Source organism: Flavobacterium sp. LAR06 (genome assembly GCF_041946075.1).
Taxonomy (GTDB): Bacteria; Bacteroidota; Bacteroidia; order Flavobacteriales; family Flavobacteriaceae; genus Flavobacterium.
On the sequence record NZ_JAUTYT010000013.1, the window covers coordinates 78,501 to 104,448 of the forward strand.

Below are 25,948 nucleotides of genomic sequence, written 5' to 3' on the forward strand. Positions count from 1 at the left end.
GAAAATCAAGGATTTGAGTTTTATAGATGCGCAGTTTGTAATGGAAAATGTATTCGTTTTAGCCAGATTTTTAATTTTTTATCCGGGAGGGATTTTATGTTGGTAGAAAAAGAAAAAAGCATTTTTATTGTCCCGTTAGGGACTACAAAAATTTGCAATAACATGTAGTCCCTAACGGGACAAATAATCATAATACTTGACATTACTACCAACATAAAATCCCTCCGGGATAAAAAAATCCCCGATTATGTGAATAATCGGGGATGTAAACTATAAACTGTCACTGAAAACTGCGACTGAAAACTATTTTAATAAGTCTCCAACTGCCTGTACAGTTGTCGCATGGTACCCAGATTTTGCTTTTTCAAAAATCTGTTTGGCCCAAACTTTTCCTTCCGGAGTTTTCACCAACTCTTTATAAAGTGACATTAGTGATCCGGTTCTGCTTGTTGCAATCATAAATTGTTCAATCGCTGGATAAGCTGTTTTGTATTGATAACGTATTGCCTGAATAAACCATTGACGCTTAATCACGAAGTTTCCGTTTTTAGTAAAACTGAATTCAGTATCGATTGCGGTCATTTCTTCAATAGTAATATCAGCAGGTAAATAGTCTATAAAATGTTGTTTTTCTGTAGTTGATTTTATTTTATCGCTTAATCCTTTAACGCCGGTTGTTCTCCAGTTTTTCTGAATATTATCTATTGTTGTAAAATCTTCAGAAGAAACAGCAGTAATGTTTGATGGAATTCCTGGTTTGTAAATCCAGTCGTCTAATTTGATTTTTTCAGCCAGCGCTTTGTCATCTTTAATAAGATTTTCTTTTAGGTATTTTACGAAATCTTCTGTCGTAATAGATTGAAAAGCATGCGCATCAAAGTAGTTTTTAATAAACGGATCGAATTTTTCGCGACCAACAGCCGCTTCAATTACTTTTAAGAAGTTATATCCTTTTACATAAGGAATTTGACTGATTCCGTCATCAGGATTTCTTTTGGTAAGACTTACTTTTAATCTTGTGTCAGGATTCGTTGTGCCATATTCTGTAATATTATCATCTAAGTCTTTGCGAGTTAAAACATCTTGCATTTCAGCTTCTTTCTTTCCGAAAATTTCTTCTCCAATTCTATGCTCAACATAAGTCGTAAATCCTTCGTTTAACCAAATATCGTCCCAGGTTGCATTGGTAACTAAATTTCCGCTCCAGCTGTGGCCTAATTCATGGGCCAACAAACTTGTTAATGAACGGTCGCCGGCAATAACGCCCGGAGTCAAGAAAGTCAGGTTTGGATTTTCCATTCCGCCGTAAGGGAAACTTGGAGGTAAAACCAAAACATCATAACGTCCCCAACGGTATGGACCGTATAATTTTTCGGCTGCGCCAACCATTTTTCCTAATTCAGCAAATTCCCATGCTGCTTTTTTTAATAAAGAAGGTTCGGCATATACACCGGTTCTGTTATCGATAGCTTGAAATTCAATATCTCCAACTGCAATAGCCATCAAATAAGAAGGAATTGCTTTGTCTTGTTTAAAAGTATAAACTCCGGTATTATTCTTATTCTGTGGATTTACAGAAGCGCTCATTACGGCCATTAAATCTTTAGGAACCGTAACTTTTGCATTATAAGTAAAACGAATTCCCGGCGAATCCTGACAAGGAATCCACGTGCGTGACCAAATACTTTCTCCTTGAGAGAAAACAAATGGTTTCTTTTTATCTGCCGTTTGTTGCGGATTTAACCATTGTAAGGCTACTGCATCTTTTGTTGTGCTATAGTAAATGTTTACTTTGGTAGTGTTTGGTTCAATAGTAATATGAAGTGGTTTTCCGTGAAATTCAACTGCTGCACCCAACTCAAATTTGGTTTCCTTTTCTTCGTCTCCCAAAGTTACTTTAGTGATGTTTAATGTATTCTCATCGAAGATAATTTCATTTCCTTTACTTACATTGTCAATTGTCCACGAAGCTTTTCCTGAAATAGTTTGCGTATCAAAATCAACTTTGATGTCGAGATCTAAATGTTTTGCTACAGCAAGTTCTGGTTTAGAGAAAGTGTGTTCGTCTTTAACAACTGCTGGTTTTTCGGTTTGCTCTTTTTTCTGGCAGGCAATCGCTGTCAGGAATAAAGTTGCAAGGATTAGTTTTTTCATTTTATGAAGTATTGAATTTTGAGGATGAAATTAAATAAAAAATCCCGTTTTGAATAAACAAAACGGGATTTAAATATAAAATTAACAGCGACTATGCCAACATTGTAACCGGGCTTTCGATGTATTGTTTTAATGTTTGTAAGAACTGAGCGCCAGTTGCACCATCAATTGTTCTGTGATCACATGCTAATGATAACATCATTGTGTTTCCAACTACAATCTGACCGTTTTTAACTACTGGTTTCTCAACAATTGCACCTACAGAAAGGATAGCAGAGTTTGGTTGGTTGATAATTGAATTGAATTCAGTGATACCAAACATACCAAGGTTAGATACTGTAAAAGTACTTCCTTCCATTTCTTGTGGTCCAAGTTTTTTGTTTTTAGCTCTTCCTGCAAGATCTCTTACTGAAGCACCAATTTGAGATAAACTCATAGCATCTGTAAATTTCAATACAGGAACTACTAAACCGTCTTCAACTGCTACAGCAACTCCAATATTAACGTGGTGGTTGATGATGATAGCATCTTCTTTCCACTGAGAGTTAATTTTTGGATGTTTTTTCAAGGCTAAAGCACAAGCTTTAATTACCATATCGTTGAAAGATACTTTTGTATCAGGAACAGTATTGATTGTCGCTCTTGCGCCCATCGCTTCGTCCATGCTTACTTCGATCACCAAGTTGTAGTGAGGTGCAGTAAATAATGATTCGGCAAGACGTTTTGCGATAATTTTACGCATTTGAGAGTTTTTGATTTCTTCTGTGAAAACTTCTCCGGCAGGAACAAATACCTTTGGAGCAGCAGGAGCAGCAGCTTCTTGCGGTTTAGTAGCAGAAGTTGCAGCAGGCTGAGCTTGCGCAACTGGAGTAAAGTTTTCGATATCGCTTTTTACGATACGTCCGTTTTCTCCGGATCCTTTAACCTGAGTTAATTGGATTCCTTTATCAGAAGCGATTTTCTTCGCTAAAGGCGAAGCTAAAATTCTTCCTCCGTTTGATGAAGTTTCAGCAACAGCTTCAGTCGCTTTTTCAGCAGCAGGAGCAGCTTTTTCTTCAGTTGCAGGGGCGCTTGCAGTTGAAGTACCTCCGGCAGTATAGTTTTCGGCAATTCCGGAAATGTCAGTTCCGGCAGGTCCGATGATAGCTAATAAGCTGTCAACAGGAGCTGTATTTCCTTCCTGAATTCCGATGTATAATAATGTTCCGGCATTGAAAGACTCAAACTCCATAGTAGCTTTGTCAGTTTCAATTTCTGCTAAAATATCACCTTCAGCAACAGCATCACCTACTTTTTTCAACCAGGTTGCAACTGTCCCTTCTGTCATTGTATCACTCAAACGAGGCATAGTTACAACTATAACACCTTTTGGTAATTCAGTTGCAGCTTTTGCAGGAGCAGCAGTTTCAGTTTTTGCTTCAGCGGCCGGAGCAGCTTCAGCTTTTGGTGCTTCGGCAACAGGAGCGTCACCACCAGCTAATAAAGCTGAAATGTCTTCTCCTTCGTTTCCGATAATTGCTAATAATGAATCGACAGGAGCAGTTTCTCCAGCTTGAATTCCAATATGTAAAAGAGTCCCTTCGTTAAAAGATTCGAACTCCATTGTTGCTTTGTCTGTTTCAATTTCAGCAAGGATATCTCCTTCGCTAATTTTGTCGCCTACTTTTTTTAACCAAGTCGCTACCGTTCCTTCCGTCATAGTATCGCTCAAACGAGGCATTGTTACTTTTATCGCCATAATATATTATAGTTTATGAGGTGTGAATGGATAGTCTTCTTGTGCGTATACTACATCGTATAATTGTTGTAATTCAGGATATGGAGATTCTTCAGCGAATTTCACACACTCTTCAACCAAATCTTTAACTCTTTGGTCAATTACTTCAATTTCTTCTTCTGTAGCATATTTTTGATCCATAATTACATCTAAAACTTGTGTAATAGGGTCAATTTTTTTGTACTCTTCAACCTCTTCTTTAGAACGGTATAATTGGGCATCAGACATAGAGTGTCCTCTGTAACGGTACGTTTTCATTTCAAGGAAAGTTGGTCCGTCTCCACGACGAGCTCTTTCAATTGCTTCTGTCATCGCTTCAGCAACTTTCACAGGATTCATTCCGTCAACTGGTCCACAAGGCATTTCATACCCTAAACCAAGTTTCCAGATGTCAGTGTGATTTGCAGTTCTTTCAACAGAAGTTCCCATTGCATAACCATTGTTTTCAACGATAAATACAACTGGAAGTTTCCATAGCATAGCCATGTTGAAAGCTTCGTGTAATGAACCTTGTCTTGCAGCTCCATCACCAAAGTAAGTCATGGTAACACCGCCAGTTTCAAAATATTTATCAGCAAAAGCTAAACCAGCTCCTACCGGAATTTGTCCACCTACGATTCCGTGACCTCCGTAAAAACGGTGTTCTTTAGAGAAAATGTGCATAGAACCTCCCATACCTTTAGACGTTCCTGTTGCTTTTCCTAAAAGTTCAGCCATTACGCGTCTAGGATCAACTCCCATACCAATTGGCTGTACGTGGTTTCTGTAAGCAGTAATCATTTTGTCTTTGGTCAAATCCATAGCGTGCAAAGCGCCCGCTAATACAGCTTCCTGACCATTATATAAGTGTAGAAAACCTCTAACTTTTTGTTGAATGTATAATGCTGCAAGTTTGTCTTCAAACTTTCTCCAAAGCAGCATGTCTTCGTACCACTTTAAATATACTTCTTTTGTAACTTCTTTCATCTGAATTCTTTCTTTTGCTAAAGTTGTTTGTGTTATCAATTGTTGCCTATAACGCAAAATAGTTTCCTCCCACAAATTTGCGCCCGAAAGGTCGGGATGCAAAAATAAGACATTAGATTTAAGAACTAAAATTTAAACGCTACTTTTTGGCTTTTTTTTACAAGAACTTTTTATCAAACATAAATGGAAGCAAATTTTTCAGGGATGCTGATTTGTAAACTTCACCTATTTCGCCCATAAAATAGATTTCTATAGGGGTATCTTGCTTGATTTCATATTCGGCAATTGACTGACGACAAGAACCGCAAGGTGGAATAGGAGCTTTTGTTTGGTTGTTGTCTGAAGCGGCTGTAATGGCCATTTTTAAGATCTTCGCTTCCGGATATACACTCCCTGCGTGAAAAATCGCTACACGTTCTGCGCATAAACCCGACGGATAGGCCGCATTTTCCTGATTTGATCCCAAAACTATTTTTCCATTATCTAAAAGTAATGCAACGCCAACTCTAAATTGAGAATAAGGAGCGTATGCTTTTTTGCGAATTTCAACAGCCTGATTCATTAGATCCTGGATTTGGGCTGAAATTTCTTCTAAGTTATTGTATACTATAAATGATGATGTAACGCTTATTTCTTTCATTGTTTTTATGGGAAAAAAAATCCAAATTCCTAAAAAATAGAAATTTGGATTGTTATTGTTTTTTTATTTAATCTCTTTAATAAGTTTCGTATTTGTCGCCAAAGTTAAAGGTTAAAGAAAAACGAAGTGTATTTTCTAACGGATTTTTAACTTTTGAAGTTGAGAATAAATAAGAAACATCGATTTTTACAATGTTATATTTGAAACCTGCTCCTAATGAAAAGAATTGTCTTGCTCCTTTTTCAGGGCTTTCGTGGAAATAACCTGCACGAACTGCAAAAGCATCCTGATACATATATTCTCCGGAAACACTGTAGGTAACTTCTTTTAATTCTTCACTAAAACCGTCCGGTGCATCTGTAAAAGATTTAAAAATACCTTCAACCCATCCAATGTCGTTATAATTATTGTAATTAATGGTATTCGCTTGTTCTTGCGAAATGTCACCTGGGTCAGTAAAATCACCATCTCCATTAGCGTCTACTGGAGTTCCGGGTCCCGGAGGAGTAGGAACTAATAATTTGGTAAATTCGACACTAAGGTTTACTTTATTATAATCGTCTAAAATAAAATCAAAACCTCCACCAAGTCTTAAGTTGGCTGGTAAAAAGTTTGCGCTTATGTCATCATTGTCATAGCTGATTTTTGGCCCCAGATTTTGCATATTAAAACCTGCTCTCCATCTTCCGTTGAAATCAGTATAGGCAATTTCTTCTGATTGATAAAATCCGGCAACATCTACTGCAAAAGATCCTGCAGCAGAAGCATCAATATCTTCTGATGCAATTTTTAAATTGGAGCGAATATATCTTCCTGCAACTGCCATGGAGAATTTCTCACTTAATTTCAAAGAATAGGATCCATCTAATGCAAATTCGTTAGGTGATACTATTCTTGCAGCTTCATTTGGGTCTCCCGTCGTTCTTAGTTCAATATCTCCAAAGCCAAAATAACGAAAGCTTCCTGCAAAAGCACTTTTGTCGTTGATTTTGTTGTAATACGTTAACTGACCAAGTGAAATATCATTGGCCAAATCGGTTAAATAAGGAGTGTAACTGATCGATAAACCTTGCTTGTCTTCTGAAAAAGCATATTTTGCGGGATTCCATTGCTGAGAAAAGGCGTCTGCAGAAGTTGCTACACCCTGATCTGCCAAACCTGCTGCTCTGGCATCAGCGGCTACTAATAAAAAAGGAACTCCGGTGGTTATTGCTCGTTCTTGTGCTTTTGCATATGAAACAATTAAAAAGCAAATTAGTAAAAGTGATATTTTTTTCATTTATAGGAATAATGGTATTTATTATACAAATATATATATAATTATAAGATGACAAGCTTTTCGTATTTTTCTGCCTTTTTATTTGTTAAATTGGATTTAACTGTTAACTTGTAAATGTAAACTCCTTTTCCGATTCGGTCTCCAAAATCGTCTTTTCCGTCCCATGTTATCTCTCTAGATAAAAAACCCTCAGTAGTAATGATTTGATTTTTTGTCCATACTACTTTTCCAGTTATGGTCATTACCTGAACCTGAACATCTAAAGGTTCGTAAGGTCTGTTATGTGAAAACCAGAACTGTGTGTAGGTTGAAAACGGATTGGGGTAATTAAGAACATGTGTTAATGTTAATGATTCATCTCCCACTACGACAAACTGTATTTCACTTGTTACCGGATTGTTGTAAACATCCCACGCTGTGAAGCTTATCGTATGCATTCCTGGGGTTAAATCTCGTAATGGAAATCGTAGATTTCCATTGGCATAATCGTCTAGTTTTGTTTGATAATAATCATTCAAAATATAGGGATTACTTACATCTCCATCTAAAATTGCAACAATATCATGACCAATTCCACTGGCAGTATTTATACCATTTTCATCTTCTAATAGCGCCAAAAGAAATGGGGAGCTATTTGTTATACCACCAGAAACAAAAGTTTCATCGTTCATATATAACTTCACTTTTGGACTAATATTGTCCTGAGGTGCATTTTCATTTATTCCGCCTATTTTAATTACGCTGCTATAGCCCGATTGGTTTTCTAAAAGCTGATTTTTTTTCGAATAAAAGCTGATTTTTCCGTAGTCAACAGCGATCCTAATATCTCTTGGAACAACAAAGCTAAATTCAAACTGACCGTTGGTCACAGTTGCATTTCCTCTAAAAATAGTCTCTCCAAGAGTTTTAAATAACATTGCAGGGCTATATCCATCATTATTTAACGTTGAAGTTGTAATTAATTTGTCAAAAATAGCAGTGGCTAATTCGCCATTATAATTGCTTAATAAGGTGTTGTTCTCGTCTGTAATTTCTCCTGAAATTTTAATTTTTGAAAGTGATTTAAGGTCAGGAATTGGTTGTGAGATCACAACATCATTTACTTTTGTTAAATTTATTCGAGGTTTCGGAATTGCTAACATCAAAGCAGGATCTCCAATATAAAAAATTACGTTACTGGAATAACTTGGGTTTTCATTTTTTGAAATTCTAAGTGCTTCTGCAATTGTTGTGTATTGGTTTGAACCGTATGAGAGCAGATTTTTACTTAAATTATCATTGAAATTTTCAGCATTAAACTGACCGATTGCACGAATGGTAGTTAGCATAGAAATAGCGCCTCCTTTTGGATTCCAAAAAGTGTATTCGCCGGCTGTTGGTCTTGTTGGGTCGTCAAATCTTGAAAACTCACATGTAATAGTGATGAATAGAGGATATTTATATTGATTGTTTAAGTTTTGACCATCTGATTTTTCCCAAATTCTTTCACTTGCCAAGCCATCTTCGCCACCATGTCCTAAATAATTAAAGACTAAAGCTCCTTTTTCAAAAGCATTGAAAAAGTCGCTTCTTGCTTTTGGGTATCTTGATCCTCCGGCTGAAGCTTCTTGCGTGTAAGAGTCCAGAATAATCTTGTCGATATTGAAAAATGGCTTTTCAGTAGCAATAACATCTGCTAAACTGTTTTGGCGCGACTGTAACGAGGCATCAGAACTTTGGTCGGAATCATCACTGATCAAAACAAAATTATTTCTCCAGTTTCCATACGATTTTATATCATGGTATTCCAACACTTTATTGACCATTTCTCCAGCCTGAGCATTGTCTGAAACAAGCATTCTTCCAACGGCTATGTCAATGCCGCCAAAAAACGAGATTACGTTTCCTTCGTCCGGATCCATAAGTCCGTAAAAGTCATCAGAGGCAAACGAAGATTCTCCAATTGTGTTGCTATTTAGCGAGTGATATATAGGTACAATATTAGTGTTGTTTGAAATTCTGTCTTTATAATCATAGGAGGCGTCACCAAAAAGATTTACGTATTTTATTTTTTTCTCCGGAGCCGATGCATTTTCGTAAATGTATTGAATACAATTTCGAATGGCAGCAATATCTTGCTTTCCGGAAGAAAATTCCTGATAGATATTTTCTAACGCTATTACTTTTGTGTTCAAATTAAAGTAGGAACGATGAAAATTAGCTAGTTTTTCGGCTTGAGAAACTAACGATTTTGGTGCAATAATAATATAGTCTATATCCTGAAAGCTATTTTGTGCATTTTTAAAAAGGGTTCCTTTTAAATTTTGATTGGCAATTTTTGATTGGTTTTCTTTTAAAGGAGTAAAATAATCAGTGGGATCAATAGCGATATATCTTCGAATTTCGCCTAAAGAAGCTTTAAAACTAAAAGTGGCCTGATTAGGATTTTCTACTTTTGATACATTATATAGGTCTGTGACGTCCCAAATCTGAGAAATTCCTGTGGCGTTTCCAACAGTATAATTTACGATTCCAGCTGTAGAGCCGGCTAAATCGTATTGAAACTTGAATTGTTTTCCGGTTCCCAGAAGTTTTCTTTTCGCAATTATATTAATATAATCCAGATATCCTTTCGATCCCGGGACGCCGTTGTTATTATAGGTAAGTTTTATTTTTACGCTTTCGGCTCCGGTAAACGTAGTGTTTGTAGGTAGTTTTCCGGTATAAAATTTGGTTTCTGAACTTTGTACCAATGCATTGAAGTTAATAGTGCCGATATTTTGTCCGTTGGCGGCAATTGTAAATGAAGTAGGAGTGTAAGCGGCTGAAGCGGTGTTGACTTCAATTTTTAATGGTACTGAGGTTTCGAGATTTGGAAATGCGAATGTAAATTCTTGTTCCTGATTAATGTCAAATGATTCTCCGAACCATTGACGTCCTAAGTGTGCAATGTTTGTTTGGTCAATTTCGTGAAATTGATAGTCATCAAACGTGTTTAGTTCAATCGTGGTATTTGCAGAAGGCTGATTCAGGTTAGAAATTCTTTTACCATCTCCACCGCTTACCGTTACATAATAATAAGATTTGTTGTCAAATAAATTGAGATTTGTCTGGCTCTCAGAGCTCCAGCTATCTGTTCCTTCGGCATAAAAAAGAATATAATCCTCATTGTCGAAAATGCCATCGGATTCGCCAACAATTTGAATAGCATTCTCTGTTAGGTCATCCGGATAATAAGTGTTGTTCATTAAAGGCAGCATTCTGCCTCCGTTTCCATAGATTTTAATTCTTTTAGGGTCTGCTTTAGAGGCGTCAAATCCTAAACTTTGTAAAAATGCTTTTGAAATTTTATAAACACCTGATTTTTCGATATAAAAACGGTACCAGTCTCCACTTGCTAATATAGAATTTTGAATAACACTCGATTTTTGTGTGACAGAAGCAGTGCTGTTTTTGGATGTGCTATTGTTTACGTTATATGAGAATGACCGAATCCGTTTAATGCTATTTCCTTCTTTAATGAGGGGCGAAAGAGAAAGAAAAAATTGTCTTTTGTCTCTTGATGAAGCGATTTTTAACGTTTCATTTGGTTTTGCGGGGATGTTTTCAAGAGATAAATCACCTAAGTCCGATAGTAAGACCGATTCATAAATAATGTTGGAAATTTGAATCGATGAAGAGTTGGAATAGTCAGTTTGATTCAAATTGAGCAGTAATGTTATGCTTTTTTTTGAATTATCGTACCTGAAACTGTTGCCTGAAAAATAGGGAATGGTTATTTTTAAATCTCCAAAACTCATTTCTTTTTTAGTTTTCCAATCTATTGTGAAGCCCCCATTTATTTGGGAAAATACCAAAATTGGAAAAAGAAAAAGAGATAAGATTAGGCGCTGTTTCATAAGTTGAAGACTAGATATTATTTTTTAATTATTTTACTAAGTAAAAATATAGTATTTCATGTTACAGTAAATAATAAAAAGTATATTTTTGCGTTCGTAACTATAGGTTATTTTCTGGTAAAAAAAACAGTGAAATAAAATTATTAGAACAGATGTTGCTAATTAAATGTTAATTATTATATTGCAGCACCTAAATTTATCACCTAAGAATGAGTATGAAAGTAAACAAAATTGTAGCCTTGCAATTAATGATGTCAATGGTATTGATGTTGGGCACGGCTAGTTGTAGCAAAAAATCGAGTTCCAGTCACGCTTCTCGAGCAACAGGTTGGGACGTAGATAGTCAGAATGGAACTTCTGCCAGAAATGCAGGGAAAAAACAACAGGCTGGTCCTGGTTTAGTTTTTGTTGAAGGAGGTACATTTACTATGGGTAAAGTACAGGATGATGTTATGCACGATTGGAATAACACGCCGACTCAACAACACGTTCAATCATTCTACATGGATGAAACTGAAGTTACGAACGGTATGTACTTAGAATACCTGGAGTGGTTGAAGAAAGTTTTTCCTCCAACAGAAGAAAATTACAAGAATATTTACGAAGGAGCATCGCCAGATACTTTAGTATGGAGAAATCGTCTTGGATACAACGAAACGATGACTAATAACTACTTAAGACATCCTTCATATGCAAACTACCCTGTGGTTGGTGTAAACTGGATTCAGGCAGTTGAATTTAGTAAATGGAGAACAGACCGTGTAAACGAAGCTGTTCTTGAAAAAGACGGATACCTTAAAAGAGGTGCTAAAACTAATGATGTAAGTGCCGAAAGTTTATTTAACACTGAAGCTTACCTTGCTTCACCTTCTACTACTTATGGTGGTAACGAAGAATTGGTGTTAAAGAAAAATCCAAACGGAAGAAAATCTAAACCTAATAAAGATGGTGTCGTAGAAGAGAAAAATGTATACGCACAACGTTCTTCTGGAGTTATTTTACCTGAGTACAGACTTCCTACTGAAGCAGAATGGGAGTATGCAGCTGCAGCTGATGTAGGACAAAGAGAATATAACATATACAAAGGACAAAAGAAATATCCTTGGTCTGGTGATTATACACGTTCATCAAAACGTAAAAATAAAGGAGATCAATTGGCTAACTTTAAACAAGGAAACGGTGATTACGGTGGAATTGCAGGTTGGTCTGATGATGGAGCTGATATTACAAACTCTGTAAAAAGTTATGCACCAAATGATTTCGGATTATACGATATGGCTGGTAACGTTGCAGAATGGGTAGCCGATGTTTACAGACCTATTATTGATAATGAAGCAAATGATTTTAACTACTACAGAGGAAATCAATATGCTAAAAACAAAATTGGTAAAGACGGTAAAATTGAAATCGTTTCAACTGCTAACATTAAATATGATACTTTAAGTAACGGAAAAGTTGTAGCAAGAAATCTTCCGGGAGAAATCGCACAGGTTCCAGTTGACGAACAAGAAACATATTTGAGAACAAATTTTAGTACAAGCGATAATATCAATTATAGAGATGGTGATAAACAATCTTCTAGATATTTTGACTTTGGAGATTCTGAGTCAGGGCCAAAAGCAGATCAGACAATGTATAATTCTCCTAAACATAATATCACTACTGATAGTTTAGGTCAGATGACTAGAAAATATGATAACTCAAGTAAACGTACTACTTTGATCGATGACAAAGTAAGAGTTTATAAAGGAGGTTCTTGGAGAGACAGAGCGTATTGGTTAGATCCTGCTCAAAGAAGATATTTCCCTCAGGATATGGCAACTGATTACATAGGATTCAGATGTGCAATGTCTAGAGTAGGTTCAAAAGCTGAAAAAAGAAAATCGCCTAGAAACTAAGTTTTAGAAATTCAATAACAAAAATTCCAAATTCCAAGAGCTGAACATTTCAGTGTGGAATTTGGAATTTTTTGTATTTATTTTTTTCTACTTTTACGATCTATAAAAAATTTATAAATGAATATTCAGGAAATTCATAAACTGTTTTTACAATGTAAATCTCTTTCAATTGACACACGAAAAATTGAAAAAGATTCCCTGTTTTTTGCTATTAAAGGCGAAAACTTTGATGCAAATACTTTTGCTAAACAAGCACTTGAGTTAGGAGCTTTATTTGTTATCATTGATAATGAATCTTATCTGGTAGATGAAAGAACTATTCTTGTCCAAAATAGTTTAGAAACTTTACAGGAATTGGCAAAATTTCATCGTGCTTATTTAAAATTGCCAATTATTGCCCTGACCGGAAGTAACGGAAAGACAACAACAAAAGAACTTATTAATGTAGTTTTATCTAAAAAGTACAAAACGAAAGCGACAGTTGGAAATCTGAACAATCATATTGGAGTTCCATTGACATTGTTAAGTTTTAATACAGAAACTGAAATTGGAATTGTTGAGATGGGAGCGAATCATAAAAAAGAAATTGAATTTTTATGTGAAATTGCTCAGCCTGATTATGGATACATCACCAATTTTGGAAAAGCGCATTTAGAGGGTTTTGGAGGTGTAGAAGGTGTAATAGAAGGGAAAAGCGAAATGTATCAATATTTAGCCAAGAACGATAAAATTGCCTTCGTTAATCTGGAGGATCCAATTCAGATCCAAAAATCTGTAGGTATAAAATCATTTACTTTTGGCGTAAAAAATGATAAAGCTGATGTAAAAATTGAAAATATTGCCGCAAATCCTTTTGTGGTGGTAGATTATGACAATTTCACTGTTGAATCACATTTAATTGGCCTGTACAATTCAAATAATATAAATGCTGCAGTTTCTATCGGTCGTTATTTTAAAGTGGATAATTTAGCTGTAAAAGAGGCTGTTGAAAATTATATTCCGGAAAATAACAGATCTCAATTATTAAAAAAGGGATCGAATCAAATCATTCTTGATGCTTATAATGCTAATCCGAGTAGTATGGCAGTGGCTATTGCAAATTTTCTTCAATTGGATAGTCAGAATAAAGTGATGGTGCTAGGCGATATGTTTGAATTAGGAAAGGAGAGTCAGCAAGAACATAAAATAATCGTTGAATCTTTACTAAATCAAAATAGATCAATTTGCTATTTGATTGGAAAGGCATTTTATGAAAATAAGATTGCTAGTGAAAATATTCAATTTTTTGAAACATTTGGGGATTTTTCAAACCATCTAAAAACTATGCACTTTGAAAATAATGCCATTTTAATAAAAGGTTCCAGAGGAATGGCGCTCGAACGTACTTTGGAATATATTTCATAATAAAAAGCCATTCGTTGCAACGAATGGCTTTTTAATTTTTAGATACTCATAAGAAAACCTATTAGGTTTTCTTTTTTATTTAAGCCTAATTTTTTTCTTAAGCGATATCTCGCCAGCTCAACTCCACCAGTCGAAATATTCATGATTTCTGCAATTTCTTTGGTTGACATATTCATTAACAAATAAGTTGATAAGTCAAGTTCTCGCGGTGATATAGTTGGGTATTTTTCCTTTAAGCGCTTCAAAAACTCAAAGTGAACGTTCTTGATGTGTTTCTCAAGATCTTTCCAGCTTTTGTCTGTATTCACTTCCTTTACAATACTTTTATTTAGTTTGCTGACTTGAAATTTTGTTGAATCGTCAAGCGCATCAACGTCAATTTCTTTTAGTTTGTGAATAATTCCGTTTAGGATTTTATTTTTCTTTACAACCTGCAAAGAGTTATTTACTAATTCTTTGTCTTTTGCCAGGATTTTGATCTGAAGTTTATCATTTTTCAGTTTTTCAATTTCTTTTTCAAGGTCGTATTGCTCTTGCCTGATTCTTGATTCTTTTTCAAGATACAATCTTCTTTGTTCTATCGTTTCATAATATTTGTTTTTCCTGATCTTCATTTTGATTCGGTTCGAAATAACATAGATCGCAATGATGATTAAAACAAAATAAATTATAAGTGCCAAAAAGTGTCTGTACCAAGGTGGAGAAACAGTAAATAAAAGTGTTGACGGCTCGGATTGAATTCCGTAGCTGTTTCTAACTTTTACATTCATTTTGTAATCTCCTTCACGAAGATTTGTGTATTCTTTGATCGAGATGGTTGACCAATTGCTCCATTTGTCATCAAAAGGTTCCAGTTGATAAGAGAATTCTACATTTTCAAGGTTTTCATATGTAGGTGATGAAAATGTAAAACGCACATGGTTTGACGAATATGGAATTCGAATGTTCTCAATTTTATTTTGGTTGTTTCCTAAGACAATAGTGTCGCCTGGAAAAGAAAAGCTTCGAATAAAAGCTTTTGGTTTTGTTACATAATTATTCAACAGTTCAGAATCGTAATGGGCTAACCCGTCTGTCAATCCAATAAAAATATTCTTAGAGTCAATGGTGCTGACAGACAAATAATTACTAACCAAATTCCCTGTTAAGTTTGAAAAAGGAGCGACGATATTAGTGTAATACTTGTTTCGCTTCATTAATACACCGAGAGATTCGTCAAAGGCATACCATAAGTTCGATTGAGAATCTTCACTCAATGCATTTATATTTGGTATATTCCTGAATAATTTAGATAAGTTCTTGTCCTCATAAAATAAATCCTGCTCCTGAGAGTATTTATAAAAATGGTTATTCGTCTGGAAGTATAATTGATTGTCAATTTTCTGGATGCTTCCAATATTTTTATATTGAGTGCTTAATTGATCTATCTTTTTGATGGATGAAAATCTTGTTAAATCATTGCTCAGAGACATTCTGTAAATTGATTCGTCTTTTTTTAGCCATAAAAACGATTTATCAAGCTCAAAACTATTTGATGATTTGTCAAAGCCAATAACCTGATTCTTATAGATTAATCCGCCAGATGTCTTTTGAAAAATGGCAAATCCGTCATAATTTGAACCTATAAAAAAGCCAGGTCGGTTTGGGATGTTTTTAAAACCAAAATAACCTTTGGAATCGATTGTATTGGTAACTCTTCCACCTTTTATAACTAGAGCTCCTCTGTTGTTTGAACAAATTAATTCATTATCAATGACCTGAACATTCCATGATTGAGCAGTAGTTCCTTCGACAAGTTTAAAAGTATCTTCTTTGAAGCTGTTGTTCCACGCATGATAAAAAACACCCTGGTTTGTTGCGACGTATAAATTTCCTTCATGAATTACGGAGGCATAAACAGTACTAATGTCATAGCTGAAACCAAAATAGGTAAAAGGAGATCCTTCGTTTACAAAGGCAATACCATTGTCAAGACCAAGCCATAGGTTGTTTTTATTGTCAATAAAGGATGTTAAAACAGTATTGTTTTGTAATCCTTTTTTTCGATTGAGATGTTGGATTATTTTACCATTGAAATCACAAATAGCAATACCATCTAGTACAGAGTTTAAAACAATGAAATTATTTTCTATTGTAGCTCCTCCCAGTGAGTTGTTCTTTTTTACAAAATTATTGGCTTCAGTATCCCATGGCTTTACGGTATTGTTTTCGTAGATAAACAACCCTTTTTCAAGAGTTATAATTAAGATTTTACTTTTGTCTAGAGCATACATTCCCCATACTTCGGTGTTATTAAGGCTGGTTGTGTTTGGAAGAGCGTATAGTTTTCCATTTCGGTATTCTAATATTCCTTTATCTATATCCTGAAAATATAGTTTGTTGTTGACTACAAATGAAAATTGAAATCGTTTTGGAGCTTTTAAAATAGTAAGTTTTCCATCTTTAAAGATGTATGCTCTGGCAAAAGACTGAAAAATGGTTTGCTTGTTTAAGGTGTGAATCTTCCATATGAAATCAATTATTTTGATTTTGTTTTTATCTACACTTTTGGCTAACGATGTGTATTTTAGTTTTCCTTTTTCATTTGGCTGGAAGTAACCAAATTCATTGTAGCCGCCTACATAAATTTTTCCTGAGTCATCAATTTTTAAACAGCGTACAGAGGTTAAATTAGGTAAGGGATATTTTCTCCAGGATGAACCGTCGAATTGCAGAAGACCATTGTTATTAGCAAAATACAGGTTTCCATTCTTATCCTGTCCAATGTTCCAATTTTGGGTTCCTCCTTTATATTCGTTTCGCTTGTAATTTCTTACATCGGGCAAACCTATACTTTTGACTTGTCCAAAAAATGCTGTTGTGAATAATGTAAAAATAATAATAATAAAATATGATTTTATCAATTTCATGAATTTTTTAATTTATTTCAATTTTATATGTATAACTATTTGTATTTCAGTAATTTGATGTGTTTTTATGATTACTATAACGAGGTAGTAGAGCATTTTATTGATAAAAATAAGCATTCTTATACAACTGTAGTGTTTATTTTTACAATTAACATTTTCATAACATCTTAAATTTTAATTTTAAAATATTGTAAATTAGATAATTATAAAAAAAATGATGTGTTTTTGTAACGTTGTAAATTTTACTTTGATGTGTTTTTGTAGGGAATTTAAATTGCCGATAGTAAAAAATTAAGATTATTATTGCATCAAATTACTAATTAATTAACCAAAATTTTTAGAAAAATGAAATTAACAAAATTACTTATTTTTTGTATTTCGTCTTTGTTATTCTCGGTTATAGCTGTGGCTCAGGATGTCACAGTAAATGGGATGATAAACGATGAGAGTGGAATGCCGGTTCCGGGTGCAACTATTGTATTAAAGGGTACAACAAAATCAGCGGCATCAGATTTTGACGGAAAATTCCAAATTAAAGTGCCGTCAAATGGTGTTTTGACAGTTACTTTTATTGGTTACACTACAGTTACAGAGGCTGTAAACGGAAGAACAAATATTACAATTCAATTAAAACCAGAATCACAATCATTAAATGAGGTTGTGGTCGTAGGATACGGTACTCAAAAGAAAGCAGTTGTTACAGGAGCAATCTCCAGTGTAAAAGCTGCAGATCTGGAAAAAGTTCCAAACGGTCGTGTTGAGCAGGCTTTGCAAGGTAGAGCAGCAGGTGTTTCTGTGGCTTCAACATCAGGTCAGCCGGGCTCTGCTGCGAAAGTACGTATTAGAGGTATAACTACTTTTAGAGAGGGGGGTAATGATCCTCTTTGGGTAGTTGATGGAATTGTAATTGATGCTGGAGCGACTGGTTTTATTAATCAATCTGATATTGAGTCTATTGAGGTTCTTAAAGACGCTGCTTCTGCTGCAATTTACGGTACTCGTGCAGCAACAGGGGTTATCATTGTAACCACTAAAAAAGGTAAATCTGGAAAAATCAGTGTAAACTATAATGGTTTTGCTGGAATTTCGACCCCAGCTAAAAAACTAGATTTATTAAATGCACAGCAATATGCTACATTAATAAATGAAAAATTAGCAGCTGACGGAAATGCTATCAGATATGCAAATCCTGCTGCTTTAGGAAAAGGAACTGATTGGCAAGATGCTATTTTTAATAATCAGGCATTCAGATACAATCACGAATTAAGTATAAGTGGTGGTGGTGAAAAATCTACATTTTATGCTTCATTTGGTATTCAGGACCAGGAAGGTATTGTTACAACAGATATTTCTGGTTATAACAAAAAGAACTTTCGTTTAAATTCAACTCATAAAATATCTGACTATTTTACTTTTGGTCAAACTTTTGGGTTCACAAGACAAAAATCAAAGAGTCTTGGAAATACTAACAGTGAGTTTGGAGGACCGTTAAGTTCTGCAATTAACTTAGATCCAACAACTCCATTAGTAGTAACGGACCCGGTCCTTGCAGGTCAGGCTCCTTATAACAATCCATTGGTTATTCGTGATGCAAATGGTAACCCTTACGGTATTTCACCATGGGTGGGTCAGGAGATGACAAATCCATTAGCATACACTCAAACAAGATTAGGCGGTTATAACTGGTCAGATGATTTTGTTGGTAATGCTTATCTTGAAGCAAACATCACAAGCCATTTAAAGTTTAGAACAACTATTGGAGGTAAGATTGCTTACTGGGGAAGCCAAGGTTTTACACCTTCATTCTTTTTAAGTAATAACGTTAATGCTGCTAGAAATAATTATACTCAAAACAATGAGAAATCATTTGCATGGACGTTGCAAAACACGCTTAATTATTCAAATAAATTCGGGAATCACAATGTAAATGTTCTACTTGGTCAGGAAGCATTGGCTGAAAACATTGGAGGTGTAATTGGAACTACAATGTATGGTCTGCCAATTTCTGATTATCGTGATGCTTCTTTTAGTTTTGATGTGCCTCAAACAGACAGACTAAGTTGGTCTAGTGATAAAGCCGTGCACAAATTAGCCTCTTTATTTGTACGTGCCAACTATGATTACATGGAAAAATATCTTTTTACAGGTATAGTTCGTCGTGATGGTTCTAATCGTTTTGGTGACAATAAAAAATGGGGTGTTTTTCCTTCATTCTCTTTAGGATGGGTCCTTTCAAAAGAAGGATTTTGGAAAGAAAACGAAGTAGTTAATACCTTGAAATTACGTGGAGGTTATGGTGTTGTTGGTAATGATAATATTGATCCTGACAAATATCTTCCTGTTGTAGTTGGAGGTTACAATTATACTATTGGAAATTCAGGGAATATCACTACAGGTTATGGAAACTCAACTTTACCAAATCCTGATTTAGGATGGGAAGAAACTTCTCAGGCAACAGTTGGTCTTGATGCAAGATTGTTTAACGATTTTACGCTGACTTTAGATTACTTTAAAAAGAAAACCAGCGGAATTTTAAGAGATGTTGTAATCCCTGGATATGTGGGTGTTGTTGACGCTCCTTCGGCTAATATTGCCAACATGGATAATACTGGTTTTGAAATTGAATTGGGTTATAAAAAGAGATTAGGAGATTTCAATTTAGGTGTTAATGGAAATTTTGCAACACTTAAAAATGAGGTAACTTATATTAATACAAATACTGATTTTATTCAGGGTGATGCAAGTTTTCAATCAATGGGTCCTGTTACAAGAACTAAGGTTGGACATTCTTTCAATGAGTTCTATGGTATGAAAACTAATGGAATTTTTCAAAATGAAGCAGAAGTTGCGGCTTATACAAATGCAGCTGGAGGTTTAATTCAACCAAATGCAAAACCAGGAGATTTCCGTTGGGTTGATACAGATGGAAATGGAAGTATTACAGAAGATGATAAACAATTTTTAGGCACTAGTGTACCTAAATATACATTTGGACTTACTGTAAATCTGGATTACAAAAACTTCGATTTCATGGCATTTGCTCAAGGTGCAGCAGGTAGCAAAATTTTCCAGGGATTAAGAAGATTAGATATTTTGAATGCCAACTATCAAACAAATGCTTTAGGTCGCTGGACAGGTGAAGGTACATCAAATGATTATCCTAGATTGACAAATACTGATCCAAATAAAAACTTTAGTTCGATGTCAGATTTTTATCTTGAAAGCGGTGATTATGTACGTTTGAAAATTGTTCAATTAGGGTACACTTTACCAGTAAAAATATCATCTAATATTGGGGCTGATAAAATTCGTTTTTATTTAAATGGAGAAAATCTTTTCACATTTACTAAATACACAGGATATGATCCGGAAATTGGTGGACAGGTATATGGTGTAGACAAAGGAGTTTATCCACAAGCGAGAACGATCATGTTTGGAGCGAACTTTCAATTTTAATAAACAATAAGATTATGAAAACAATAAAATTTAAATATATATTCTGTGGAATAGCTTTGGCTATAATGGGATCTTGTTCGGAAGATTTTGTAACCACTGCCCCGAAAGGAAAATTAGATTCAGATAGCTATTACTCAAACGAATCACAAACTTATGCTGCATTGGTAGGAGTTTATGATCCTATGAGAAAAAACACAGGAGGTTTTGAAAATATGGTAGCGATGTTGAATGCCGGTTCAGATGATTTCTGGGCAGGAGGAGGTAGTTCGACTGACGGTCAGGGAATTCAAAATTTCTCTAGCCATTCACTTTCTTCTATTTTAATACCAGCGAGTTACTGGAATGATCATTATCAGGGTATTTACAGAGCGAATGTTTTAATATCTAAATTACCAACTGCTTCAATGTCTGATGCTGTACGAGCAAGATTTGCTGCGGAAGCTAAAGCATTGCGTGCATTGTATTACTTTAACCTGGTTAGGATGTTTAAAAACATTCCTTTGATTTTAGAACCATTAGTGGCCAATGATATCTTTACTCCTGAGCAGGCTAAGCCAGAAAATGTGTATGCTCAAATCGAAAAAGATTTAAAAGAAGCTATTCCGGTTTTACCAGGAACAGTTCCTGCTACTACAGAAGCTGGACGTATGACTAAAGGTGGTGCACAGGCATTATTAGGAAAAGTATATCTATTTAATGGTAAAAAAGCCGAAGCAGCTGCAGTTCTTGCAGAAGTTAATGGTACTCCAGGCGGTACAAACCAATATGGCAATAAATTGTTAGCAAAGTTTAGCGATTTATGGGTAACTGCAAATAAATATAATACAGAATCTTTAATTGAAGTTGGTCACAGTAGTGCAGGTAACTCTGATTGGGGCTTCTGGGGATCTGGTCGAGACGAAGGAAACTCATTAAACGTTATGGTTGGACCACGAAGCTATACAAAAACAGCAAATTCAGATGCACCAGACCTTCCTTCAGGATGGAGTTTTAGTGTTCCTACTCAAAAATTGTACGATGCAATGAAAAATGATCCAAGATTTGCTGCTACTATCTTAGACATAAAAGCATTAAAAGCAGCTGGGAAGGCAGATTATATTGCAGCTAATCAGGATACGGGATATTTTTTAAACAAATTTTTACCAAGAATGTCTGATGTTCGTACAGGTGGTGGAGCAGCAGAATTGAATTACAGACAAAATTCATATATCATCAGACTTGCAGATACTTACTTAATGGAAGCTGAAGCATTAGGTTCAGGTGCCAGAGCACAAGCGTTATTAGATGCTGTAAGAGCGCGAGTTGGATTAACGTCTGTTCCTGTAACATTGGCTGCTATTAAAAATGAAAGAAGAATGGAACTTGCGGGTGAAGGACACAGATTCTTTGACTTAGTTAGATGGGGTGATGCTGCTACAGCTTTAGCCGATAGAGGTTTTGATGCCGGTACCGATGAAATTTTTCCAATACCATTTGTTGAATTAACTGGTACTAAATTGAAACAAAATCCTAACTACCAATAACCAAAAACCAAAAAAAAATGAACCTAAATATAAATTTGAAAAAAAATGTTTTCCTAATGTTTGCATTAGCATTAGGAATACTAACTAGCTGCGATGATGAAGCTGGAAATGGAAATGGCTTAACTGCGACTAATGTCGATGCTGCCTTTACCATAACTCCAGTTGCGGGAGCTGTAAATACTTATCTTTTAACTGCGCAAACCAAAGGCGTTATTGGATCTAAATGGAATACTGGTGATGGTGCATATTCAGGTAAGATGAATGAAACTATCAATTTGCCGGATGCAGGAACTTACACTATTACTCATACAGCGATTGGTGCTGGAGGAGCGACAGGTACAGCTTCTCAACAAATTGTTGTAGCTACAACAGATCCTTTAAAAGGCAATTTAGTTCAGGGGGGGTCTTTTGAAACTGCAGCTGATCAGGCAAAATGGACTGTATTGAATCTTAGTGCAAATGGATCTGCTTTTTGGTCATATGCTAATAAAAGCGCAACAATTCATTCTCCGGGCGGATGGGCTCAGGAAGGAATCTATCAGGCAATTGATGTGATCAAAGACAAAGAATATACTATCGATATGTTGGTTTCTAGTCCTAGCGGATCCGATGAGACTTGGTTCGAAGTGTATGCTGGTACATCAGCTCCTGCTTCAGGAGTAGAATACAAAGACAATAAAGTGATGGGATTAAGTACTTGGGATGGTTGTGCCAAAGATGCATTCTCTGGAAAATTGTCAACTGTAGGTTGTGTGAAAAACGATAAAACAGGTACCGTTTCGAATGTCGTAAAATTTGCTCAGAGCGGTAAAATTTATCTTCTAATCAGAAGTGGCGGAAATACGTTTACAAAAGACGGAATTACAGTTACTAAAATCGAGTTTAGAGGAAAATAAAAAGATTAAGTTAAGTTTAAGTTTGGTTGTAAATAGCCCATAATCGTTATGAGTATGGGCTATTTTTTAAAACCTTAAACTACGTCAGAGAAAGAGTTTCTGAAAAAATATACTTCAATTTAGAATTTAAATAATAAAGGAAGAATGAAAAATAATAGTTTTAAAATTCTATGTTTTTTGTTTTCGGTGGCTTCTTTTGCCCAGCCTAAAACAAAAAAAGAATTTACAACCAATGGAAAAAAAATAACGGTTTATACTACCGCTGAAAATTCAAATCTAAGAATTACTTCTACAGACAATTTAACTTTTTCAGCAGCAAAACAACCTCTTGAAATCGAAACATCGGTTTTTGTAGAACCATCAAAAAAATTCCAGACTTTTATGGGAATTGGTGGGGCTATTACTGACGCAAGTGCCGAGATTTTTGCTAAACTTTCAAAAGAAAAACAAACAGAATTCTTAAATGCCTATTACGATAAAAATAAAGGGATTGGCTATTCTTTGCTAAGAACAACGATACAAAGTTCTGATTTTAGCAGTGGAAGCTATTCTTATATCGAAGAAGGAGATAAAGATTTAAAAACGTTTTCTATTGATCATGACAGACAATATCGCATTCCGTTAATAAAGCAGGCCATTCAGACTGCTGGAGGAAAACTGTTAACTTATGTTGCACCCTGGTCGCCAAATGCTTTCATGAAAAGTAACAAGAATGTTTTGAAAGGCGGAACTTTATTGCCAGAATATTATCAGACTTGGGCAAATTTTTACGCCAAGTTTATAAAAGCATACGAGAAAGAAGGAATTCCAATTTGGGGAACTTCAACTCAAAACGAGCCAATGGCGGTACAAACATGGGAGTCATGTATCTACACTGCTGAAGCAGAAAGAGATTTTATTAAAAATTTCCTAGGGCCAACATTGAAAAAAGAAAAATTAGGTGATGTGAAAATTATTGCATGGGATCATAACCGTGATTTAATGAATTACAGAGCTAATGTTATTTACTCTGATCCTGAAGCTTCAAAATATGTATGGGGAATGGGTTTTCACTGGTATGAAAACTGGTCAGGGGGATCTTCAATGTTTGATAATGTTGCCAAAGTAAATGAAGCTTATCCTGATAAAGGTTTATTATTCACAGAAGGTTGTGTTGAAAAGTTTGATGCCAAAAAATATCAATTTTGGGGTAACGGCGAGAGATACGGTATTTCTATGATTAATGATTTTAATAATGGAACTGCAGGGTGGACAGACTGGAATATTCTTTTAGACCAAAATGGTGGGCCTAATCATGTTGGAAATTTTTGTTTTTCACCAATCCACGCTGACACTACAACGGGCGAGTTAATTTATACACCTTCTTATTATTATATCGGACATTTTTCAAAATTCATTCACTTAAATGCAGTTAGAGTTAGCTCTGCTGTGAGCAGAAGTGCTTTATTAAGTACCTCATTTTTGAATACTGACGGAACCATGGCAACTATTGTTATGAACCAAACCGATAAAGAGGTTACATATAATTTAATAATAGCTGCTGAAAAAACAGTAGTAAAAATTCCTGCGCATGCTATACAGACACTTGTATATTAATATTTTATAGAAGAGTACGAGGGTTGATCTGAATCATCCATTTTGGCCCTCGATTACTTGAATTTTAAATTAAATAGTTTTTTTGAAAAGTAACAATGAAAGCCATAAATAAAATATTAATAGCTCCAATACTAGTGCTGCAATTAAGTTGTGCTTCATCAAAGGTTGTGGACAACACTACTGTTTCTGCATCCAAATCAAACAAAAAAATTAAGGTTTATACTACGGCCGAAAATACTAATTTGAGATTATCATTATCTAATAATTTAATTTCAAATTCAACTTCACAACAAACAAATTCAACAATATCTATTGTTATTGATGCTGAAAAAACAGATCAGACTTTTTTAGGAATTGGAGGTGCTATTACAGACGCAAGTGCTGAAGTTTTTGCCAAATTATCTCCTAAAAAGCAGCAGGAATTCCTAACCGCTTATTACGATAAAAATAAAGGAATTGGCTATTCCTTAGCCAGAACTAACATTCATAGTTGCGATTTTAGCAGCGGCAGTTATACTTATATTTCTGAAGGAGACAAGGAATTAAAAACCTTCAATATTGATCACGATAGAAAATATCGAATTCCATTAATCAAAAAAGCAATTGAAACTGCCGGCGGGAAATTAACGTTATTTGTTAGTCCTTGGAGTCCCCCAGCTTTCATGAAAGACAATAATGATATTTTGCACGGCGGCGTTTTATTGCCTGAATTTGCACAATCATGGGCAAATTATTATGCCAAATTTATAAAAGCATACCAAAAAGAAGGTATATCTGTTTGGGGATTGACCATTCAAAATGAACCAATGGCCAAACAGAGATGGGAATCTTGTATTTATACTCCGGAAGCCGAACGAGATTTTCTGAAAAATTTCCTCGGACCAACTTTAGAAAAAGAAGGACTGGGCTCTAAAAATATTATTATTTGGGATCACAATCGTGGTGATCAGTTAGAAACCAGAGCCAATCTTGTTTTTTCAGATCCTGAAGTTTCAAAATACGCCTGGGGAATTGGATTCCACTGGTATGAGACCTGGAATGGCGGACCGCCGCAATTTCAATCTGTAGGTAATGTACATAAAGCTTTTCCAAATAAAAACTTACTTTTTACAGAAGGCTGTGTAGAAAAATTTGATGCCACAAAATTTCAATTCTGGGGAAATGCAGAGCGTTATGGTCTTAATATGATTAATGATTTTAATAACGGTACGGTTGGCTGGACAGACTGGAATATTCTTTTAGATCAAAATGGAGGACCTAATCATGTTGGGAATTTTTGTTTTGCTCCAATCCACGCAGATACCACAAAAGACGAATTGATTCTTACTCCAATGTATTATTATATTGGTCATCTTTCAAAATTTATTCAGCCAAATGCTAAGAGAATAAATCAAACCATTAGTGATCAAACCCTTTTAAGTACGTCTTTTAAAAATTCTGACGGAAAAATTGCCACTATTGTTATGAATCAATCCGATAAGGAGGTTGTTTATAATTTAATAAATAACACATCTAGAACCATTATAACTATACCGGCACACGCTATGCAGACAGTTGTATACTAAGTGTCAC

At 35.1% G+C, this 25,948-nt stretch carries 14 protein-coding genes; 7 read left to right on the forward strand and 7 right to left on the reverse strand.

Annotated elements, in window-relative coordinates; translation table 11 throughout:
- Window positions 1–303: 303 nt before the first annotated feature.
- From Q7C23_RS18235 to porU, 6 genes are all read right to left on the reverse strand, one after another.
- Entirely contained in the window at window positions 304–2,154 is a 1,851-nt protein-coding gene (locus Q7C23_RS18235; protein ID WP_375033842.1) for a leukotriene A4 hydrolase C-terminal domain-containing protein, read from the reverse strand.
- 91 nt (window positions 2,155–2,245) lie between these two features.
- Window positions 2,246–3,892 carry a 2-oxo acid dehydrogenase subunit E2 gene (locus Q7C23_RS18240; RefSeq protein WP_375033843.1) on the reverse strand — a complete coding sequence of 549 codons (1,647 nt, stop codon included), beginning with the start codon at window positions 3,890–3,892 and terminating at the stop codon, window positions 2,246–2,248.
- A gap of 6 nt (window positions 3,893–3,898) precedes the next feature.
- Complete coding sequence (pdhA, locus tag Q7C23_RS18245) at window positions 3,899–4,897, reverse strand: pyruvate dehydrogenase (acetyl-transferring) E1 component subunit alpha (RefSeq protein ID WP_134147759.1); 999 nt, start codon at window positions 4,895–4,897, stop codon at window positions 3,899–3,901.
- Window positions 4,898–5,054: 157 nt separating this feature from the next.
- Window positions 5,055–5,537 carry a cytidine deaminase gene (gene cdd / locus Q7C23_RS18250; RefSeq protein ID WP_375033844.1) on the reverse strand — a complete coding sequence of 161 codons (483 nt, stop codon included), beginning with the start codon at window positions 5,535–5,537 and terminating at the stop codon, window positions 5,055–5,057.
- A 76-nt stretch (window positions 5,538–5,613) separates the two neighbouring features.
- Window positions 5,614–6,816 carry a type IX secretion system outer membrane channel protein PorV gene (porV, locus tag Q7C23_RS18255; RefSeq protein WP_375033845.1) on the reverse strand — a complete coding sequence of 401 codons (1,203 nt, stop codon included), beginning with the start codon at window positions 6,814–6,816 and terminating at the stop codon, window positions 5,614–5,616.
- Window positions 6,817–6,857: 41 nt separating this feature from the next.
- Window positions 6,858–10,694, reverse strand: a complete 3,837-nt coding sequence (gene porU, locus Q7C23_RS18260) for a type IX secretion system sortase PorU (RefSeq protein WP_375033846.1) — start codon at window positions 10,692–10,694, stop codon at window positions 6,858–6,860.
- Window positions 10,695–10,909: 215 nt separating this feature from the next.
- Between porU and gldJ the strand changes: the two genes are divergently transcribed.
- Together gldJ and murF are read left to right on the forward strand one after the other, a co-directional pair.
- A complete protein-coding gene (gene gldJ, locus Q7C23_RS18265) occupies window positions 10,910–12,592 on the forward strand; it encodes a gliding motility lipoprotein GldJ (RefSeq protein ID WP_375033847.1) in 1,683 nt (560 codons plus the stop codon).
- A 117-nt stretch (window positions 12,593–12,709) separates the two neighbouring features.
- Entirely contained in the window at window positions 12,710–13,996 is a 1,287-nt protein-coding gene (murF, locus tag Q7C23_RS18270; RefSeq protein ID WP_375033848.1) for a UDP-N-acetylmuramoyl-tripeptide--D-alanyl-D-alanine ligase, read from the forward strand.
- 38 nt (window positions 13,997–14,034) lie between these two features.
- On the opposite strand, the gene Q7C23_RS18275 is transcribed toward murF, so the two are convergent.
- Entirely contained in the window at window positions 14,035–16,905 is a 2,871-nt protein-coding gene (locus Q7C23_RS18275) for a triple tyrosine motif-containing protein (protein ID WP_375033849.1), read from the reverse strand.
- Between the two features lie 345 nt (window positions 16,906–17,250).
- On the opposite strand from Q7C23_RS18275, the gene Q7C23_RS18280 reads away from it, so the two are divergent.
- The 5 genes from Q7C23_RS18280 (at window position 17,251) to Q7C23_RS18300 (ending at window position 25,941) form a co-directional block, all read left to right on the forward strand.
- Entirely contained in the window at window positions 17,251–20,361 is a 3,111-nt protein-coding gene (locus Q7C23_RS18280) for a SusC/RagA family TonB-linked outer membrane protein (RefSeq protein WP_375033850.1), read from the forward strand.
- 14 nt (window positions 20,362–20,375) lie between these two features.
- A complete protein-coding gene (locus Q7C23_RS18285; RefSeq protein ID WP_375033851.1) occupies window positions 20,376–21,884 on the forward strand; it encodes a RagB/SusD family nutrient uptake outer membrane protein in 1,509 nt (502 codons plus the stop codon).
- 17 nt (window positions 21,885–21,901) lie between these two features.
- Complete coding sequence (locus tag Q7C23_RS18290) at window positions 21,902–22,780, forward strand: hypothetical protein (RefSeq protein WP_375033852.1); 879 nt, start codon at window positions 21,902–21,904, stop codon at window positions 22,778–22,780.
- A gap of 144 nt (window positions 22,781–22,924) precedes the next feature.
- Window positions 22,925–24,376, forward strand: coding sequence for a glycoside hydrolase family 30 beta sandwich domain-containing protein (locus Q7C23_RS18295; RefSeq protein WP_375033853.1), 1,452 nt, complete (start codon window positions 22,925–22,927; stop codon window positions 24,374–24,376).
- Between the two features lie 95 nt (window positions 24,377–24,471).
- On the forward strand, window positions 24,472–25,941 hold the full coding sequence (locus Q7C23_RS18300) for a glycoside hydrolase family 30 beta sandwich domain-containing protein (protein WP_375033854.1): 1,470 nt from the start codon (window positions 24,472–24,474) through the stop codon (window positions 25,939–25,941).
- Window positions 25,942–25,948 lie beyond the last annotated feature (7 nt).

Bases quoted from the DNA above. Each gene is read 5' to 3' on its own strand.
- Q7C23_RS18235 (WP_375033842.1), bottom strand. From the start codon at position 2,154: ATGAAAAAACTAATCCTTGCAACTTTATTCCTGACAGCGATTGCCTGC.
- Q7C23_RS18240 (WP_375033843.1), bottom strand. From the start codon at position 3,892: ATGGCGATAAAAGTAACAATGCCTCGTTTGAGCGATACTATGACGGAA.
- pdhA (WP_134147759.1), bottom strand. From the start codon at position 4,897: ATGAAAGAAGTTACAAAAGAAGTATATTTAAAGTGGTACGAAGACATG.
- cdd (WP_375033844.1), bottom strand. From the start codon at position 5,537: ATGAAAGAAATAAGCGTTACATCATCATTTATAGTATACAATAACTTA.
- porV (WP_375033845.1), bottom strand. From the start codon at position 6,816: ATGAAAAAAATATCACTTTTACTAATTTGCTTTTTAATTGTTTCATAT.
- porU (WP_375033846.1), bottom strand. From the start codon at position 10,694: ATGAAACAGCGCCTAATCTTATCTCTTTTTCTTTTTCCAATTTTGGTA.
- gldJ (WP_375033847.1), top strand. From the start codon at position 10,910: ATGAAAGTAAACAAAATTGTAGCCTTGCAATTAATGATGTCAATGGTA.
- murF (WP_375033848.1), top strand. From the start codon at position 12,710: ATGAATATTCAGGAAATTCATAAACTGTTTTTACAATGTAAATCTCTT.
- Q7C23_RS18275 (WP_375033849.1), bottom strand. From the start codon at position 16,905: ATGAAATTGATAAAATCATATTTTATTATTATTATTTTTACATTATTC.
- Q7C23_RS18280 (WP_375033850.1), top strand. From the start codon at position 17,251: ATGAAATTAACAAAATTACTTATTTTTTGTATTTCGTCTTTGTTATTC.
- Q7C23_RS18285 (WP_375033851.1), top strand. From the start codon at position 20,376: ATGAAAACAATAAAATTTAAATATATATTCTGTGGAATAGCTTTGGCT.
- Q7C23_RS18290 (WP_375033852.1), top strand. From the start codon at position 21,902: ATGAACCTAAATATAAATTTGAAAAAAAATGTTTTCCTAATGTTTGCA.
- Q7C23_RS18295 (WP_375033853.1), top strand. From the start codon at position 22,925: ATGAAAAATAATAGTTTTAAAATTCTATGTTTTTTGTTTTCGGTGGCT.
- Q7C23_RS18300 (WP_375033854.1), top strand. From the start codon at position 24,472: ATGAAAGCCATAAATAAAATATTAATAGCTCCAATACTAGTGCTGCAA.